A 16,254-nucleotide genomic window follows, 5' to 3' on the forward strand; every position below is an offset into this window, starting at 1 on the left:
GGCAATATCGTGTTCGTAACGGATGTGCGAACGCGTACAGGTTGGTTCTGGTTATCTAAGGGATGCTCATGCTCGAGAGTTGGCACGTTGTATTGCGGTGTTGCGCCAGGCTGCTACTGGTCGGTGGTGCGGTCACTTACTCGGCATTGGCCCCTGCGCTGGGATTGGGCGACATTACCCTTCATTCCGCGCTGAATCAGCCGTTGCGCGCTGACATCGCTTTGCAGGATGCCGGTGGGCTGGAGGAGGGCGAGCTCTCGGTCAGCCTAGCGACAGCAGAGGAGTTCACCCGCGCCGGCGTCGATCGGGTGTTCTTCCTCAACGACCTGAAGTTCACGCCGATCTTGCGGGGCAACCGCAGCCTGATCCGGGTGACCTCCAACAAACCGGTCAATGAACCCTTCCTGAATTTCCTGGTGCAGCTCAATCAGCCCAACGGGCGTTTGCTGCGCGAGTACACGGTGCTGATCGATCCACCGGGTTCACCGGGAATTGTGCCGGCCGATGACGAACCGGCCGCCAGCGCGCAAAACTCTCCATTCCCGAGCGTCAAACCGGCCACTGCGCAGGCACCCACGGCGAAGAAATCGGCGCCAGCGCCTGCCGTCGTTCAACCTGCCGCGCCTGTTCCTGACCCTGTTGCCGAACAATTGGCCGCCAGCGTCCTGCAAAACCAGCAGCTGCAAAAAACCGTAGATGAGCTGAATGCGAAGCTTCAGGCACAGGACGAGCAGATCGCCGGCCAGAAAAAACAGGTGACCGGACTGCAAACCCAGTTGGCGGAGGTCCAACAGGCACCGCTGGAGACGCCGGTAGCGGTGGCGCCCGCTCCCGTCGTTGTCGAAGAACCCGAGGCTAGCCATTGGCCGCTGATCATCGGCTTGCTGGCGCTGATCGCTTTGGTGCTGCTGGGGTTGTTTGTTCGGCGTCAACGGCAGCAGCTTCAGGCATTGCCCGAGTCTTCGCCCGTTGTACCGGCGCGACATGAGCCGATGCTTGAGCGTCCGGCGCAACAGCCCATACTGAAACCCGTTCCCGAAAACCGTGAAGAAACACCAACGGGTGATGTGCTGGAAGGGGTCGGTATTTACCTGGCCTATGGCCGTTTTTCCGAAGCGGTCGGCTTGTTGCGAGAAGTGTTGGCCAAGGAACCGCAGCGCACGGATCTGGCCGTGCAACTGCTGGAAGTCCTGGGTAAACAAGGCGACGTACCCGCCTATGACGCACAGGAAAAAAGCCTGCGTGACGACGGGTTCGACGTACAAAAGCTTCAGGACATCCGCGCCCGCTATCCGAAACTGAGCAATGCGGCTCCGGTTGCAGCCGCAGCAGTCATCACTTCCGCGGAAGTAGCGGCACCTGCCGACGAGTTCCAGTTGAACCTGGATGACCTGTCCATGGATTCCAGCTGGGACTTGGTCAGCCCTTTCGACAAGGCTAAATCTTCAGACGAATCACCTAAAGCTGTAGAGCCCGCGTTCACCTCAAACCTGCACGTGTTGCCCCATGTAATCGAGGTGTCTGAAGAGCCGACGTTGGACGAACCGGAGCTTGAGTGGGTTGCAGAACCGGATTCCCAGTCGCTGGATGCCGACTTTCTCGACGAATTCAGCGTTTCCGGTCAGTCCCTGGAACTTGAACCCTTGAGCCTAGAGCCAGCCGAGTCAACCAGCGCCGATAAACTGGAACAAGCCCAGACCTGCATCGATGACGGCGATCTGGACAGCGCCATCGAACTGCTCAACGAGTTGCTGAAGGAAGGCGATGAGCCGCTCAAGCAGACCGCCCGGAGCCTGTTGGCCGGAATCCGCTGAGCCTCTACTATAGCGGCGCCCTCTGGCTCAGGAGTCTTGCCCATCATGACCACGCGTAAACCGGAAATCATCATCACCTATTGCACGCAATGCCAATGGCTATTGCGTGCGGCCTGGCTGGCCCAGGAACTGCTCAGTACCTTTGGCGATGACCTGGGCAAAGTGTCGCTGGTGCCCGGCACCGGTGGGGTTTTCCATATTTTCTGTGACGACGTGCAGCTCTGGGAGCGCAAGGCCGACGGCGGTTTCCCGGAGGCCAAGGTGCTCAAGCAGCGGGTCCGCGATCAGATCGACCCTGAGCGCGACCTCGGCCACAACGACCGCACTCAGTGAGACGCGGCTTCGGCTGCCACGGTCTTTTTGCTTGAGCCGGACAGTCTGCTGGAAACCACGATCGCGACGATGATCAATGCGCCGCCGATCAGCATGCGCAGCGTCGGGTTTTCATCGAACAACAGCCAGGCCATGGTGATGCCGTACACCGGCTCCAGGGCGAACACCACGGCGGCGGTGCGCGCCTTGATCACCGCCAGGCTGGCGACAAACAAGCTGTGAGCGACGCCGGTGCAGAACACCCCGAGCAAACCGATCCACAGCCAGTCGATCGCGCGGACTTCGCTTAACTGCGGCGCCGCCACCGGCAGCAGGCACAGCGCGACCACAACGTTTTGACACAACGCAGCCTGCACCGGCGGTATTCTGCCGGAGCTGGCGCGGTTGGTCAGCGACAGAAGGGCGAACAGCAAACCTGAACCGACCGCCCAGAGCAGGCCCGTGGTGGCGCCACTCGCCAGATCGAAGTCAGGCGTGACCAGCACCAGCCCGACACTCACCAGCACCACCAACAGAATTTCATTGGCACGGATCCGCTCACGAAATATCAGCCCTTCGAGGATTACGGTAAACGCCGGGAAGGTGGCGAACCCCAGGGTCGCGATCGCCACACCGGCCACTTTCACCGCAATGAAAAAACTCACCCAATGCCCAGCCAGCAGCAAACCGCTGAGCAGCAGACGACGCCAGTCCACTGCTTCGAGTTTCTGCCAGCGCGTGTTGCTGGCGAACCGTGCGAACACCGCCAAGGCGAGCACGGCAAATGCGGCCCGGCCAAAAACGATGACGGCGGGCGAGGCGGCAGCGAGTTTGCCGAACACACCGGTCAGACCAAACATCAGTGCGCCGATATGCAAGGCGCCAAGGGCGGTACGGGGAGTCATTGCATTCCTTGATAAACGTATTAAAACCGGGCTGACAGACACCGCCGCCCTGTAGCAGCTGGCGAAGCCTGCGTTCGGCTCGGGCCGCGTTCGGACGCAGCAGTCGTAAACCCTGAATTCCGGATTTAACTGAAAGACCGAGTTGTCCGATTTCACGACTGCTCCGCAGCCGAACGCAGGCTTCGCCAGCTGCTATGTATGGACTCGCCCCCACTGTCTACCCGCTTTTGAAAAACCGCCGCCCCGTTGCATCTATGTATTAGGCCTATTCGAGGAAGCCGTCTTCGGCTTCTGGCCAAAATTGGAAGAGCTCGTGGTATGCCGATTACAGTCAGGCCTCGAAGGCCAGTAGCAGCTAAGGCATCAATCCACGCCGGTCTTACCTGGGGTCAATGTTTTTCAGCAAAGGGTCGGACAGTTGGTACCTCGGTGGCAGAACTCTGTCGCTCAGTGGCTCATCGTCGCTTGCTGGCCATCACCCGCCTGGCGACGATAAGTCTGGTCATTCTGTAGAAGCACCCAGACGATTCGCAGGTTGCGGTTGGCCAACCTGATCGCAGCCTCCTTACGACCCAGCCGGCTCATCCAGCGCAACAAGCGGCGGTCATCGGGTTGCTGGGAATCAGGTCGTAGTTGTTGCAGTACCGCGTGGGCTCCCTGGATCATCAGGCTGCGTAAATAAACATCGCCTCGCTTGGTCATGTCCCCCAGCCGGACCGTCTGCCCGCTGCTGTGCTGGTCTGGCACCATGCCAAAGTACGCGGCAAACTTGCGGGCATTGGGAAATCGCTCAGGCTTGGTTTCCTTGGCCACCAGTGCCGTGGCAGTGACTGGGCCGATGCCGCGCACAGTCATCAGTCGCTTCGCCGTCATGTCGGCGTTGGCGGCCACTTCCAGGCGCCCCGTCAGCACGCTGATGCGTTCGCCCAAATGGCGCCACTCGGCCAACAGTTCGTCGATCAGTTCACGCAGCAGGCCCGGCACCGGCTGGGTGGCATCTTCCAGTACCCGCGGAATTTTCTGGCTGATCGCAACATCGCCCTGCGCCAAGGCCACGCCATGCTCGAGCAGCAGGCCGCGCATCTGATTGCTCACCGCCGTGCGTCGACGCACATAGCCTTGGCGGGCCCGATGCAACGCCTGCATTGCCAGCGCCGCAACGCTTTTGACCGGCACTGCGTAGATCTTTTCATCGCGACCAGCCCGCAGAATCGCCAGCGCATCGTTGCGATCATTTTTAGGCCCGCTACGATGTGTGGCCACCAAACGGGCTGGAAGAATCCGCGCCAGATTGCCTTGGTCTTGCAGCTGCCGGGCCCAGGCTTGAGCACCCGGACCGGTCTCCATCAGAACCACGACATGAGGCGGCAACTGGCGTAGAAACTCATAAAACGCCTCGCGCGACTTGATCCGCTGCTCGTAGTGCACCTGGCCGAGGACATCTTCCCCGGCGACCTGAAAGACCTGCTTGGCCAAATCGACCGCTACGGTTGTGCAGGCCGACAAATCGGAAGAAGACAGGGATTGATCAACCGAAGTATGCTTTTTCATGGACTCGCCCTCGCTGTCGTTGGCTGTTTAGACTGCCATCGTGGCGCATTGACGCCTCGACTTGGGCGAGTCCATCCAATTACATTTGACCGCGTACACCCCAGCGAGTCTGTCGGCAGACTATCGACTTTTGTCGCCAGCCTCGCGCCGCAGTTTGCCCGGGGTCGTACCAAACTCGCGCAACACCGCCGCGGCAAATGCACTCTGAGAACTGTAACCGACCCGACTGGCAATCTCGCCGATCGGTAAGGGTGAGTCGCGCAGCAGTCCCACCGCGATATGCAGCCGCCGACTGCGGATGTAATCCATCGGCGTCTGCCCGCACTCCGCGACAAACCGCGCATGCAAGCGGGCACTGGACAGCCCGGCGACACGCGCCAGATCGGCGACTTGCAGCGGATAAGCCGCGTACTGATCGATGTGCGCATTCAGCGCCGCATACGGCAGGCGCCGACCGCCCACCACTTCAGGCTTGGCATTATTGAGGCTGGCCAATAACAGCACCGCGCCTTGCTGGGCAATCAACGGGTCGCTGACCTGGCTGCCCGCCAGCCAACTCACTAATTGGCTTTGCCCGGCATCCAGCGGCAGGCGACCGGCGTTGTCGAGCAAACGGCGGCTGGCGTCGGCGTGATCGCCAAGGGACTGCGAAACCCATTGATCGCTCGGCACATCCAGCACCAGGCAACGGCTGCCATTGCTGCTGCCGCAGGCGTGATGGAAGCCCGACGGCACCACCACAAAACTCTGCTGAATCACCTGACTGCCATGCCCGCCGACCTCGAAGTCCAGCGCACCCGACAGCCCGAACACCAGTTGCGCGTGGTCGTGGCTGTGGACGATCAGGTCCTTGGTGTATTGGCGAAGCGTGAGGATCGGTCTCATCGCAGGTCTCCCGGTCAAGATGCGGCCAGTCTACACCGGCCGGGCGTTGTCACAGGATTGACTCGCGGTTGTCATGGGCAATTAACCGGATTGAGGCAAAGTTGCCAAAACTTGCCCAGAGGGTTGCCCATGACCAGCGCCGAGCTCGCCAAACCCAGCCGTAAGCAACGTGTGCGGACCTTGTGGATTTCCGATGTGCATTTGGGCACCCGTGACTGTCAGGCCGAACACTTGTCGCAGTTCCTCAAGGGCTACCACGCGGACAAGGTCTACCTGGTCGGCGACATCATCGACGGCTGGAAACTGCGCAGCGGCATGTACTGGCCTCAGGCGCACACCAACGTGATTCGCCGCCTGCTGACCATGAGCAAACGCGGCACCGAGGTGATCTACGTCACCGGCAACCACGACGAATTCCTGCGCCGCTATTCGAAGCTGATTCTGGGCAACATCCAACTGGTGGACGAAGCGGTGCACGTGACCGCCGATGGCCGCCATCTGCTGGTGATTCATGGCGACCAGTTCGACGTGATCACCCGGTATCACCGCTGGCTGGCCTTTCTCGGCGACTCGGCCTACGAGTTCACCCTGACCCTCAACCGCTGGCTGAATCACTGGCGCGCCCGTTATGGCTACGGCTACTGGTCGTTATCGGCCTACCTCAAGCACAAGGTGAAAACGGCGGTCAGCTTCATCAGCGATTTTGAAGAAGCCATCGCCCACGAGTGCGTCAAACGCGAGTTGCATGGGGTGGTGTGCGGGCACATTCACCATGCCGAGATTCGCAAGGTCGGCGGGGTGGATTACCTCAATTGCGGGGATTGGGTGGAGTCGTGCACGGCGCTGATCGAGCATTGGGACGGGTCGATCGAGTTGTACCGGTTGGCGGATGCCCAGGCGCGGGAGGCGGAGTTGAAGGCCATCAAAATGGCAGAGCCGGCTTAACATTTGGGGTGTTTGAGCCGGCCTCTTCGCGAGCAAGCCCGCTCCCACATTTGACCGTGTTTTCAAGTTGGACACGGTTTAATGTGGGAGCGGGCTTGCTCGCGAATGGACTGCGCAGCAGTCCCACCGGATCGATCAGGCTGGCGAATGCTCTTCCATCGCCGCCTTGTAGATCGAATGTTTCGGATGCGCAAACAAGCGCTCCATCATCGGCTCAAAGAAACTCAGCGGTAACGTCTCGTAAGCCGGATCAAACGCCGCCGCGTCATATTTGGCGCAGAACTCGATGGTCGCCTGATACTGCGGATGCTCGCTGAATTGTTCGCGCAAATGCCGATCCATGCCCAGGTGATGGAAGAAGTAATACCCCTGGAATATCCCGTGCTTCTCAACCATCCACAGATTCTCGGCGCTGACGAACGGCTTGAGAATCGCCGCGGCAATGTCCGGATGGTTATAGGAACCCAGTGTGTCGCCGATGTCGTGCAGCAGTGCGCAGACCACATATTCTTCATCACGGCCATCGCGCCAGGCACGGCTGGCGGTTTGCAAGGAGTGGGTGAGGCGATCCACCGGGAAGCCGCCAAAATCACCCTCCAGCAATTTCAGGTGCGCCACAATTCGTGTCGGCAACTGCTTCGCGTAGGCACTGAAGTCTGCGGCGATGATTGCCCAGTCTTCCTGTGTGCCATCCTGCATGTGGGTGAATCGTGCATTGGCGTTCATCAGCTATCCTCTTGTTCTAATCGAAAGGGATTTCTTGAGTGTAGAACTTGGATCCAAGATCACACTGGCTATGCAGGACGCTTTTGTGGCCAAGGGAGCCTAGAACGGCACGCGACCCAGAATCATGTCGCGGTACATGACAAAGTCGCCGAGCAGGCTATAAAGGGGATGCTGGAACGTGGCGGGACGGTTCTTCTCGAAAAAGAAATGCCCGATCCAGGCGAAGCTGTAACCCGCCAGTGGCAAGGCCAGCAACATCAACCAGGCGCCTTTGCCAATGGTCAGCGCCAAGATGAAGATGACGAGGCTGGTACCGACAAAATGCAATCGTCGACAGGTGCTATTGCTGTGTTCGCTGAGGTAATACGGGTAAAACTCCGCGAAACTGTTGAAACGTCTGATGTTTTCCACGACTGCGATCTCTGTGGTTATTGTTGTTCTGATTGCAAGTTGTTCGGCGGGTAGCCTATTTGAGTCTAGAGTGTTCATTGGCATCAGCCAGTGACAATAGGCGCCACTTTAGTATCCTTCGCAAATTTGCCGCGGTAGACGGCTCACAAAGTAGTAAGTAGACGCCATGAGCGAACGAACGACTTCTGCAAGCTGGGCGATGGGGATTGTCAAAACACTGGAGATGGACGGCCTGGATTGCCGGCTTCTGTTCAAGCAGCTGGGGCTCGACTACGCGTCACTGGATGATCCGGATGCGCGCTTCCCGCAAGATTCCATGACACGACTGTGGCAGCGAGCGGTCGAGCTGTCCGGCAACCCGGCGATCGGCCTGAACATGGGCAAGGTGGTGCGACCGGCCTCCTTCCATGTGGCCGGCTACGCTCTGATGTCCAGCCAGACCCTGGCCGAAGGCTTTCAGCGACTGGTGCGTTATCAGCGGATCATTGCCGAAAGTGCTGACCTGAGTTTCCGACTGCTGGATGAAGGTTATGCGTTGATTCTGACGGTGCATGGCGATCACTTGCCGCCGACCCGACAGAGCGCCGAAGCGTCACTGGCCTGTGCGCTGGCGCTGTGCGGCTGGTTGACCGGTCGAACCCTGCAACCGCGCAAAGTGCTGCTGGAGGGCGATCAGCCCGCCGATCTCGAGCCTTACAAACTGGCCTTCCACGCGCCGTTGGTGTTCAACGCGCCCTACGACGCCTTGATCTTTGAGCGCGCCGACATGGAAGCACCTCTACCGACGGCCAACGAGGCAATGGCGCTGTTGCATGACCGGTTTGCCGGCGAATACCTGGCGCGGTTTTCCGAGAGCCGCGTAACCCACAAGGCGCGGCAGGTGCTGTGCCGTTTGCTGCCCCAGGGCGAACCCAAGCGCGAGACGGTGGCGCAGACCCTGCACTTGTCGCAGCGCACCTTGCAGCGACGCTTGCAGGAAGAAGGCACGAGTTTTCAAACGTTGCTGGACGACACGCGACGTGAACTGGCCGAGCAATACCTGGCGCAGCCAACCATGACCTTGCTGGAAATTGCCTACCTGTTGGGGTTCGCCGATCCGAGCAACTTCTTCCGCGCCTTCAGGCGCTGGTTCGACTCGACGCCCGGCGAGTACCGGGCGCGGTTGACGGAAACGCCTGGGGTTGTCAGTGCCGCCAGAACGCAGGAATACACAGAACAAACACCGTAATGATCTCCAGTCGGCCCAGCAGCATGCCGAACGAAAGAATCCACTTGGCGGCGTCCGGCAGGGTAGCGAAGTTGCCTGCCGGGCCGATGGTCTCGCCCAATCCCGGACCGACGCCGGACACGGTGCTGGCAGCGCCGGTCAGGGCGGTCATCCAGTCCACGCCAAGCAGCGACAGCAGCAACGCGATCACGCAGATGGTGATGGCGAAGAAGAACGAAAAGGTCAGGATCGAACGCACGATCTCTTCGTCGAGACGGTGGCCGTTGTACTTCTGCTTGATCACCGCGCGCGGGTGAATCAATTGGTTAAGGTTGGCCTTGAGCAGGATGTAGGCGACCTGGAAGCGGAAAATCTTGATCCCGCCGGCAGTCGAGCCCGAGCAACCCCCGACAAAACCCAGATAGAAGAACAGCATCAGCGAGAAATTGCCCCACAGGCTGTAGTCCCCCAGTGCAAATCCTGTCGTCGTGACGACCGAGGTCACGTTCAGCGCCACATGCCGCAGCGCGTCCAGCCAATGCAACTGAGTGGTCCACCAGTACCAGGTGGTGAGCACCAGCCACGTCACCAGCAACATGCCGAGCAAACCTTGAACCTGCTCATCTTTGATCAGCGCCTGACGGTTGCCGCGCAAGGTCGCCACGTACAGGGTGAACGGCAGGCTGCCGAGAATCATGATGACAATCGCCACCCAGTGCACCGCCGGTTGCGTCCACTTGGCCAGGGACTGGTCGGAGGTGGAGAACCCGCCGGTGGAGATCGCCGACATCGCATGGTTGATCGCATCGAACGGGCTCATCCCGGCCCACCAGAACGCCAGGCTGCCGAGAATGGTGATGCCGACGTAAGCCGCAACGATCAAGCGCGCCACCATGTGCGAACGGGGCATGACTTTTTCGGAACGGTCCGACGACTCGGTCTGAAACAGGCGCATGCCACCGATGCGCAGCAGTGGCAGAATCGCTACCGCCATGCCGATAAAGCCGATACCGCCGATCCAGTGCAGCAATGAACGCCACATCAGGATGCCGGGGGACATGGTGTCCAGGCCGGTGAGCACCGTCGCCCCGGTGGCGGTGATGCCGGACATGCTTTCGAAGAAAGAGTCGGTGTAGCTGATGCGTTGGGTCAGCAGGAACGGCAGCGCAGCGAAGATGCACACCACCACCCAACTGCTGACGGTCAGCAGGTACATGTCCCGCGGACGCAGATGCACATGTTCCGGGCGACCGGGGATGACCAGCGCGAGGCCGGCGACAAAGGTGATCATGCTCGCCCAGAGGAACGACGGCAGATCGCCCGTGCGTTCGTAAATCACCAGCGTGGCCATGGGCACGACCATGGCGATGGCCAGCGTGATCAGGAAGAGGCCGATGATGAAACCAATAAGACGTAAGGTCGGCAACGCCATGAAGTCCGCTCGGGCTGAAAGTAGGAAGGGCGCCATTCTACCTGCGGGGCAGGGCATGTAAACCGGCACCTCCAACGCACTTGCAGCTAGAATAGCCGCACATATTTTTCAGGAGGTGGCCGATGCAGGCTCTCGACGCTTTGCTCAACCGTGTTTCCGTTCCACGACTGCTCGAACCGGCCCCCACCGCAGCTCAGCGCGAAGTGCTGTTTTCTGCCGCGATGCGTGCGCCGGACCACGGCCATTTGCAGCCTTGGCGGTTCCTGACAGTCGAAGGTGCAGCGCGCGAGCAAATGGGCGAGTTGCTGGCCGAAGCGGCGAAGCTGCAAGACAGCGAGGTGTCCGAGGCGACGCTGGACAAGGCACGTAACGGTCCATTGCGCGCGCCGCTGGTGGTTGTGGTGATTGCGCGGTTGCAGGATCACGTCAAATACCCGAAATCCGAGCAACTCCTGGCGGCAGGGTGTGCGGCTCACGGGATTCTGCTGGCTGCTTACGCGCAAGGCATTGGCGCGGTGTGGCGTACCGGTGAACTGGCGTATTCGACGCATGTGGCAAAAGGGTTGGGCTTGGCGGAAGGGGAAGAGGTGATTGCCTTCCTGTACCTCGGCACGCCGCAGAAAGAACCGCGCGTAGCGGAGAAGGTGGATCTGGCCGAATTCGTCAGCGCCTGGCCTGGTCAGTAAGGATCGTTCCCACGACCTGCGTGGGAATGCAGCCCGGGACGCTCTGCGTCCCATTGGAACGCGGAGCGTCCCTTGAGGCATTCCCACGCGGAGCGTGGGAACGATCAAGGCCTGTCGTTCCCACAGGGGGTCAGGGTTGGACGATGATTCCCGGCACCAACGGTAACTCCAGGCTGGCAATGAACCCGCCCTGCGGGTGATTGGCCAACACCAGGCTCCCGCCATGCCGCTCTGCCGCGCGTCGCGCAATGGCCAATCCCAAGCCATGCCCGGCCGCCGTCTGACCCGGAGCCCGATAGAACGGCTCACCCAGTTGAGTCAAATGCTCGGTGTCGACACCGGGCCCATGGTCCCTGACGCTGACCACAATTCGCTCACCCTGACGCACCGCCTGCATTTCAATCGACTGCCCCTGAGGGTTGAAGCGCTGCGCGTTGCGCAGCAGGTTGTCGACGGCGCGCTCGATCATCGTCGGCCAGCCTTTGAGGTTCAGCTGCGGTTCCGCGTCGAGGCGAACGGTCTGCTCCGGCGAACTCAATTGAGCATCCTTTTGCAGCGTGCTGAGCAATGTGTTCAGATCCACGTCTTCAGCGCTGGCGTTGTCGGCATCGACTCGCGCCAGTACCAGGATTTCACTGATCAGCGCTTCCAGCCGGTCGCATTCGCGGGTCAGGCGTGGCGCGAGTTTTTCCCGTTCTTCGGGGGTGGCACGTTCGGCAAGTGCCAGTGCAATGCGCAGTCGCGCCAGCGGTGAGCGCAGTTCATGGGACACGTCGCGCAGCAATTGCCGCTGGCTGCCGATCAGACTTTGCAGACGCGCACCCATGCGGTTGAAATCGTTGGCCAGCACACCAAATTCGTCGCGACGGTTGGCCAGTTTTACCAGGCTGTTTTGCTGATAGGTGGTTTGCCCAAGGTCATGCACCGCGCCCCGCAAGCGGCTCAGCGGTCGGGTAATGGACAGGGTCACGAACAGGCTGAACAGCGTCAGTACCACCAGCGCAATGCCCAGCGCACTCAACGGCCAAAGCAGGCTTTCACGGTGCCATGAGTCCAGTTCCGGGTGCGGGATGCGATAGATCAGCAGGTAGGTGTCGCCGGTTTTCTCGCTGGTGTATTCCGCAGTCAGACGCCGCCACGGCAGGCGGCGATCGTCGTTGTTCTGCCGCGCTTCGAAGGCCGCCGCACGCCGGGGGAAGGTGCCGCGCACCACCGGGTCGCCGCTCTCGTTGAGCACCTGAACGTCGATGTGATACTGGCGCTTGCGCTGTTCCAGAATGTCCTGGGCCGCTTCCTCTCCCTGGGCTTCGTAGGTTTGCGTCCATTGTTCGGCCAGGGTGTTGAGGCCCGGGTGGCGACTGAGAATCCACGCATCCTGGTTGAGCATGTGCCCGAGCAGAATGGAAAGCCCTGCAACCAGAGCGATGGCCAGCCAGAAGCTGGCCAGGATACGCCAGAACAATGAGCGCACAGAAATTCCTCAGACAAACACAAATCCATGTAGGAGCGGGCTTGTGTGGCGAGGGGATTTATCCCCGTTCGGCTGCGAAGCAGTCGTCAAACCATTGCTTGCGGTGTATCTGAAACACCGCAATGTTCGATTCGGGGCCGCTTTGCAGCCCAACGGGGCGGTGCGACGTATCGCTAAATCCCCTCGCCACACAGGCTCTTTCCCACAATGATCTGAGTAGCAAAAGACCCAACGGGTTTAGCCGTCGGGTCCGGGGTTAACGCATTATTGCGCTTTTTGCGGTTGTTGCGCTTTCCACGCCTTGAACTCGGCCCATTCGGCGCGGCGCTCAGCCTTCTTCTTCTGGATCTCGTCGAATTTCTTCTGTTGATCCGGTTTCAGCAGGCCACGGACATCGGCTTCGGCTTTTTTGTGGTTGGCGGCCATTTCGTCTTTCATGGCTTTCTGGTCGGCCGGCGAGAGTTTCTCCAGGTACTTCTCGACCACTTGCTTACGCTCGTGCATCTGCTCGCCCATGATTTTGCGGATCTGCTCACGCTGTTCGCGGCTCAGGTCCAGCTGGCTGTACGGGCCTTTACCGTGCAGGCCGTGCATCTGACCGCCGTGGCGCGAGCCATCCATCGGACCGCCCATCGGGCCGGCACCTTCAGGCATGGCCATGGCAACGGTCGGCAGGGCGGCAGCGAACATCAGAGCGATAAGAGTCTTGCGCATGGTGAATCTCCTTGTCTCGTTCCCGGTACGTTCCGGATGAGTTCAGATTACGGAGATCAAGGTCAGCGGCGGTCAGCGGAGCGTAAAGCTTCGGTAAAGACGATTTCTCGCCGACCTGACAAAACTTACAGGCTGTAGTAGTAACCACGGCTACGCAGGGCAATGATGCGCGGGCGGCCGTCGGGGTGCGGGCCGATCTTTTTGCGCAGGTTGCTGACGTGCATGTCCAGGCTGCGGTCGTACAGGGTCAGCTTGCGGCCGAGGGCGAGTTGCGCCAGTTCCTGTTTGTCCAGCGGCTCGCCGGGTTGCTTGAGCAGGGCTTCAAGCAGACGGCTTTCGGAGACGGTGAGGGTGAATTCCTGTTCGTCGATGCTGACCACGCCACGCACCGGGCTGAAACACAGGTCGCCCAGTTCGAGCTGGCTGGACACCGCCGCCGGATGACTGCGGCGCAATACAGCGCGCAGACGGGCTGTCAATTCCCGTGGGTCGCACGGCTTGGCCAGGTAGTCGTCAGCGCCGAGTTCCAGGCCGAGGATGCGGTCCAGCGGCTCGCCACGCGCAGAAAGCATCAGCACCGGCAGGTCAGGGTGGTCGCTGCGCAATTGCTTGAGCAGTTCCAGACCGCTGCCGTCCGGCAGCATCACGTCCAGCACCACGGCGGCGGGGGAGGTTTCGGCCAGCGCACGGCGAGCGCTCTGGCCGTCGTGACAGGCACGGACCTGAAAGCCTTCCTGGCTCAGCCAACTGCTCAGGAGCTCGCACAGCTCCTGGTCATCATCAATTAATAACAGCTCGCTCATCACTCACTCAATTTAGCCATTGCCGACGTTTTCTGGTGGCACCACTGGCGAAGATACCGCAGAGCAGGGCCAATAGCGCAACTCCGCCACCGATTACGAACCATTGCTGCTGATCAGTCAGCAGTCGTGGCAGCGGATTGCTGGCCTGGGCTTCCTTGAGTTGCAGCTTGAGACGCTGATTCTCTTGGCGCAACCGGCTCAGCTGAGCGCTTTCGCGTTCGCTATCGGTATTTTGCAGTTGTTTGCTCAGTTCTTCTCGTTGCTGCTCACTTGCCTTCAAGCGCTGCTGCAACTCGGTGATCTGGCTGCCGGCACTCAACGACAGCGGCGTCGAACTGTGACCCTCGACGCTTTCTTCACCGTGGGCAGGGGCCACCATCGACAACGTCACCAACATCAGACACAACGGACCTTTGCGCATCGCCACTCCTGATTCCAATACGAGTATTGGGCAGGTTGTCGGCCGCTGAACGAGAATAATGAGCGTTGAGCGCGCGATGAACCGACAAGGTTCACCGCGCAATGGGGATTTACGGGAGGACTTGCTTGAACGGCTTGACCGAAACGTTGGCGTAGACGCCTGCGGCGATGTACGGATCCGCATCGGCCCAGGCCTGGGCGGCGCTCAGGGAATCGAACTCGGCGACGATCAGGCTGCCAGTGAAACCCGCAGCGCCCGGATCATTGCTGTCGACCGCCGGGTGCGGGCCGGCCAATACGATACGACCTTCGCCCTTGAGCACTTGCAGGCGCTCGAGGTGGGCAGGCCGAGCGGCCAGGCGGGCTTCCAGGGAGTTGGCGACGTCTGTGGCAATGATTGCGTAAAGCATGTCAGTCCTCGGTTTTTGGCGTGGTGGTATCGGCGTCGTGCAGGTGGCGGGACAGGTAAATGCCCTGGGCGACCAGGAACAGCAACGTCATGCCCAGGCTGCCGAAGACTTTGAAGTCGACCCAGTAGCTCTGGAACGTGAACGCGACGAACAGGTTGGCGGCACCGCAAAACAGGAAAAAGCCGATCCAGGCGATGTTCAGTCGCGTCCAGACCTGGTCCGGCAGGGTCAGTGCGTGGCCCATGATGCGCTTGATCAGCAGTTGGTCGCCGATGAAGTGGCTGCCAATGAACGCAAGGGCGAACAGCCAGTTGACCACCGGTGCTTTCCACTTCAGGAAGGTCTCGCTGTGGAACGCCAGGGTCAGGCTACCGAAGACCAGGCAGGCGACGAGGGTCAGCCACTGGCTCTTCTCCAGCTTGCGTTGCTTGATGAACAGCGCACCGTAAACCACCAGCGAGCTGATGATCAGCATTGCGGTCGCGCTGTAAATACCGCCTACAGTCAGTTGATGACCGCCGATGTCGACGACCCGTGGATCGATTTTGAAAACGATGAAAAATAGCAGGAGCGGGATGAAATCGATGAATTGTTTCACAGTGGCAGCCAGAAGCAGGATGTGGCGGCATAATAACAAACATATGGGCGCGCGATAGCGCCAGCTGATTTGAGGTAACACATCCCCGTGAATGTCGATTTGCACTGCCATAGCACCGCCTCCGATGGCGCTCTTGCGCCTGCTGTCCTGGTGGCGCGTGCGTTCGAGAAAGGCGTGCGAGTCCTGGCCTTGACCGATCACGACACCCTTGAAGGCCTCGATGAGGCCCGCAGTGCCGCGACGGCGCTGGGGATGCAACTGGTCAATGGCGTCGAATTGTCCTGCACCTGGGGCGGCGCGACCATTCATGTGCTCGGCTACGGATTTGATGTCAATGCCGCACCGTTGGTCGAGGCAATCGCCAAATTGCACGATGGTCGCTGGTTACGGTCCGAAGAAATAAGCCGCAAGCTGGCCTTGAAAGGCATGCCGGGCGCGCTGGAAGGTGCCCGGGCGATTCAGCAGGAACTGGGTGACAGCGGCAACGCGCCGGCCCGTCCGCACTTCGCCGACTGGATGGTGCGTGAAGGTTTCGTCAAGGATCGCGCCGAAGCGTTCCGTAAATGGCTGGGCGCCGGCAAGCTGGGCGACGTCAAGCAGCACTGGCCGACCCTGGAGGACACGGTCGAAACCCTTCGCGCCGCGAAGGCCTGGGTCAGCCTGGCGCATCCGTGGCACTACGATTTCACTCGCAGCAAGCGTCGTCGCCTGATTTCTGACTATATTCAAGCCGGGGGCCACGCAATTGAAGTGGTCAATGGCCATCAGCCCGCCGAGCAAGTGGGCAGTCTGGCGATTCTTGCCCGCGAATTCGGTCTGCTGGTCAGCGCCGGCAGTGATTTTCATGGCCCTGGAGGCTGGTCCGAGATCGGGGAATACCGCCCGCTTCCGGAGGATCTGCCACCACTGTGGTGTCGATTCAAACATGACCCAATTATTGCCGCCGTCTGAACAGGTAGAGAAT

Annotated in this window: 18 protein-coding genes; 6 read left to right on the top strand and 12 right to left on the bottom strand. The window is 60.3% G+C overall.

Annotated elements, in window-relative coordinates; translation table 11 throughout:
- Positions 1-68: 68 nt before the first annotated feature.
- Together ACYZT8_RS07610 and ACYZT8_RS07615 are read left to right on the top strand one after the other, a co-directional pair.
- Positions 69-1,814, top strand: coding sequence for a FimV/HubP family polar landmark protein (locus ACYZT8_RS07610; protein WP_461980202.1), 1,746 nt, complete (start codon positions 69-71; stop codon positions 1,812-1,814).
- A gap of 45 nt (positions 1,815-1,859) precedes the next feature.
- Positions 1,860-2,147 carry an Rdx family protein gene (locus ACYZT8_RS07615; RefSeq protein WP_461980203.1) on the top strand — a complete coding sequence of 96 codons (288 nt, stop codon included), beginning with the start codon at positions 1,860-1,862 and terminating at the stop codon, positions 2,145-2,147.
- Here the strand turns inward: ACYZT8_RS07615 and ACYZT8_RS07620 are convergent.
- The 3 genes from ACYZT8_RS07620 to ACYZT8_RS07630 form a co-directional block, all read right to left on the bottom strand.
- Positions 2,141-3,031, bottom strand: coding sequence for a DMT family transporter (locus ACYZT8_RS07620; protein ID WP_461980204.1), 891 nt, complete (start codon positions 3,029-3,031; stop codon positions 2,141-2,143). The two genes, ACYZT8_RS07615 and ACYZT8_RS07620, sit on opposite strands and share 7 nt — an antisense overlap.
- A 447-nt stretch (positions 3,032-3,478) precedes the next feature.
- Positions 3,479-4,537: an IS110 family RNA-guided transposase gene (locus tag ACYZT8_RS07625; RefSeq protein WP_461982392.1), complete on the bottom strand. Its 1,059-nt coding sequence runs from the start codon at positions 4,535-4,537 to the stop codon at positions 3,479-3,481.
- 165 nt (positions 4,538-4,702) lie between these two features.
- Positions 4,703-5,467 (bottom strand): helix-turn-helix transcriptional regulator, encoded by a 765-nt coding sequence (locus ACYZT8_RS07630; protein ID WP_461980205.1) that lies wholly within the window; start codon positions 5,465-5,467, stop codon positions 4,703-4,705.
- A 129-nt stretch (positions 5,468-5,596) separates the two neighbouring features.
- Between ACYZT8_RS07630 and ACYZT8_RS07635 the strand changes: the two genes are divergently transcribed.
- The gene (locus ACYZT8_RS07635; protein WP_461980206.1) at positions 5,597-6,412 is read left to right on the top strand and encodes a UDP-2,3-diacylglucosamine diphosphatase; all 816 of its coding nucleotides are present in this window, start codon (positions 5,597-5,599) and stop codon (positions 6,410-6,412) included.
- A 135-nt stretch (positions 6,413-6,547) separates the two neighbouring features.
- Here ACYZT8_RS07635 and ACYZT8_RS07640 read toward each other — a convergent pair whose 3' ends face one another.
- Both ACYZT8_RS07640 and ACYZT8_RS07645 read right to left on the bottom strand, forming a co-directional pair.
- A complete protein-coding gene (locus ACYZT8_RS07640; RefSeq protein ID WP_461980207.1) occupies positions 6,548-7,138 on the bottom strand; it encodes an HD domain-containing protein in 591 nt (196 codons plus the stop codon).
- 99 nt (positions 7,139-7,237) lie between these two features.
- A complete protein-coding gene (locus ACYZT8_RS07645; RefSeq protein ID WP_131062531.1) occupies positions 7,238-7,549 on the bottom strand; it encodes an Mpo1-like protein in 312 nt (103 codons plus the stop codon).
- A gap of 166 nt (positions 7,550-7,715) precedes the next feature.
- Between ACYZT8_RS07645 and ACYZT8_RS07650 the strand changes: the two genes are divergently transcribed.
- Complete coding sequence (locus tag ACYZT8_RS07650; protein WP_461980208.1) at positions 7,716-8,777, top strand: AraC family transcriptional regulator; 1,062 nt, start codon at positions 7,716-7,718, stop codon at positions 8,775-8,777.
- Here the strand turns inward: ACYZT8_RS07650 and ACYZT8_RS07655 are convergent.
- Complete coding sequence (locus ACYZT8_RS07655; protein WP_461957749.1) at positions 8,734-10,188, bottom strand: TrkH family potassium uptake protein; 1,455 nt, start codon at positions 10,186-10,188, stop codon at positions 8,734-8,736. The two genes, ACYZT8_RS07650 and ACYZT8_RS07655, sit on opposite strands and share 44 nt — an antisense overlap.
- Before the next feature lie 122 nt (positions 10,189-10,310).
- Between ACYZT8_RS07655 and ACYZT8_RS07660 the strand changes: the two genes are divergently transcribed.
- Positions 10,311-10,874, top strand: a complete 564-nt coding sequence (locus ACYZT8_RS07660) for a nitroreductase family protein (protein WP_461980209.1) — start codon at positions 10,311-10,313, stop codon at positions 10,872-10,874.
- Positions 10,875-11,004: 130 nt separating this feature from the next.
- Here the strand turns inward: ACYZT8_RS07660 and ACYZT8_RS07665 are convergent, their stop codons facing one another.
- The 6 genes from ACYZT8_RS07665 to ACYZT8_RS07690 all read right to left on the bottom strand — a co-directional run bounded on the left by ACYZT8_RS07665 (position 11,005) and on the right by ACYZT8_RS07690 (position 15,290).
- On the bottom strand, positions 11,005-12,345 hold the full coding sequence (locus ACYZT8_RS07665) for a sensor histidine kinase (RefSeq protein ID WP_461980210.1): 1,341 nt from the start codon (positions 12,343-12,345) through the stop codon (positions 11,005-11,007).
- Positions 12,346-12,609: 264 nt separating this feature from the next.
- Positions 12,610-13,059, bottom strand: a complete 450-nt coding sequence (locus tag ACYZT8_RS07670; RefSeq protein ID WP_461980211.1) for a Spy/CpxP family protein refolding chaperone — start codon at positions 13,057-13,059, stop codon at positions 12,610-12,612.
- A 125-nt stretch (positions 13,060-13,184) separates the two neighbouring features.
- Positions 13,185-13,862, bottom strand: coding sequence for a response regulator transcription factor (locus ACYZT8_RS07675; protein WP_461980212.1), 678 nt, complete (start codon positions 13,860-13,862; stop codon positions 13,185-13,187).
- 7 nt (positions 13,863-13,869) lie between these two features.
- Positions 13,870-14,283 carry a translation initiation factor 2 gene (locus ACYZT8_RS07680; RefSeq protein ID WP_461980213.1) on the bottom strand — a complete coding sequence of 138 codons (414 nt, stop codon included), beginning with the start codon at positions 14,281-14,283 and terminating at the stop codon, positions 13,870-13,872.
- Between the two features lie 109 nt (positions 14,284-14,392).
- On the bottom strand, positions 14,393-14,692 hold the full coding sequence (locus ACYZT8_RS07685) for a YciI family protein (protein ID WP_008156126.1): 300 nt from the start codon (positions 14,690-14,692) through the stop codon (positions 14,393-14,395).
- A 1-nt stretch (position 14,693) separates the two neighbouring features.
- On the bottom strand, positions 14,694-15,290 hold the full coding sequence (locus ACYZT8_RS07690; RefSeq protein WP_461980214.1) for a septation protein A: 597 nt from the start codon (positions 15,288-15,290) through the stop codon (positions 14,694-14,696).
- Between the two features lie 87 nt (positions 15,291-15,377).
- On the opposite strand from ACYZT8_RS07690, the gene ACYZT8_RS07695 reads away from it, so the two are divergent.
- Positions 15,378-16,241, top strand: a complete 864-nt coding sequence (locus ACYZT8_RS07695; RefSeq protein ID WP_461980215.1) for a PHP domain-containing protein — start codon at positions 15,378-15,380, stop codon at positions 16,239-16,241.
- The last annotated feature ends 13 nt before the right edge of the window (positions 16,242-16,254 follow it).

It is taken from the genome of Pseudomonas sp. LB3P93 (assembly GCF_054898025.1).

Coding starts and splice junctions, on each gene's coding strand:
- ACYZT8_RS07670 (WP_461980211.1), bottom strand. CDS start 13,059: ATGCGCAAGACTCTTATCGCTCTGATGTTCGCTGCCGCCCTGCCGACC.
- ACYZT8_RS07620 (WP_461980204.1), bottom strand. CDS start 3,031: ATGACTCCCCGTACCGCCCTTGGCGCCTTGCATATCGGCGCACTGATG.
- ACYZT8_RS07675 (WP_461980212.1), bottom strand. CDS start 13,862: ATGAGCGAGCTGTTATTAATTGATGATGACCAGGAGCTGTGCGAGCTC.
- ACYZT8_RS07615 (WP_461980203.1), top strand. CDS start 1,860: ATGACCACGCGTAAACCGGAAATCATCATCACCTATTGCACGCAATGC.
- ACYZT8_RS07680 (WP_461980213.1), bottom strand. CDS start 14,283: ATGCGCAAAGGTCCGTTGTGTCTGATGTTGGTGACGTTGTCGATGGTG.
- ACYZT8_RS07655 (WP_461957749.1), bottom strand. CDS start 10,188: ATGGCGTTGCCGACCTTACGTCTTATTGGTTTCATCATCGGCCTCTTC.
- ACYZT8_RS07630 (WP_461980205.1), bottom strand. CDS start 5,467: ATGAGACCGATCCTCACGCTTCGCCAATACACCAAGGACCTGATCGTC.
- ACYZT8_RS07650 (WP_461980208.1), top strand. CDS start 7,716: ATGAGCGAACGAACGACTTCTGCAAGCTGGGCGATGGGGATTGTCAAA.
- ACYZT8_RS07660 (WP_461980209.1), top strand. CDS start 10,311: ATGCAGGCTCTCGACGCTTTGCTCAACCGTGTTTCCGTTCCACGACTG.
- ACYZT8_RS07635 (WP_461980206.1), top strand. CDS start 5,597: ATGACCAGCGCCGAGCTCGCCAAACCCAGCCGTAAGCAACGTGTGCGG.
- ACYZT8_RS07685 (WP_008156126.1), bottom strand. CDS start 14,692: ATGCTTTACGCAATCATTGCCACAGACGTCGCCAACTCCCTGGAAGCC.
- ACYZT8_RS07640 (WP_461980207.1), bottom strand. CDS start 7,138: ATGAACGCCAATGCACGATTCACCCACATGCAGGATGGCACACAGGAA.
- ACYZT8_RS07610 (WP_461980202.1), top strand. CDS start 69: ATGCTCGAGAGTTGGCACGTTGTATTGCGGTGTTGCGCCAGGCTGCTA.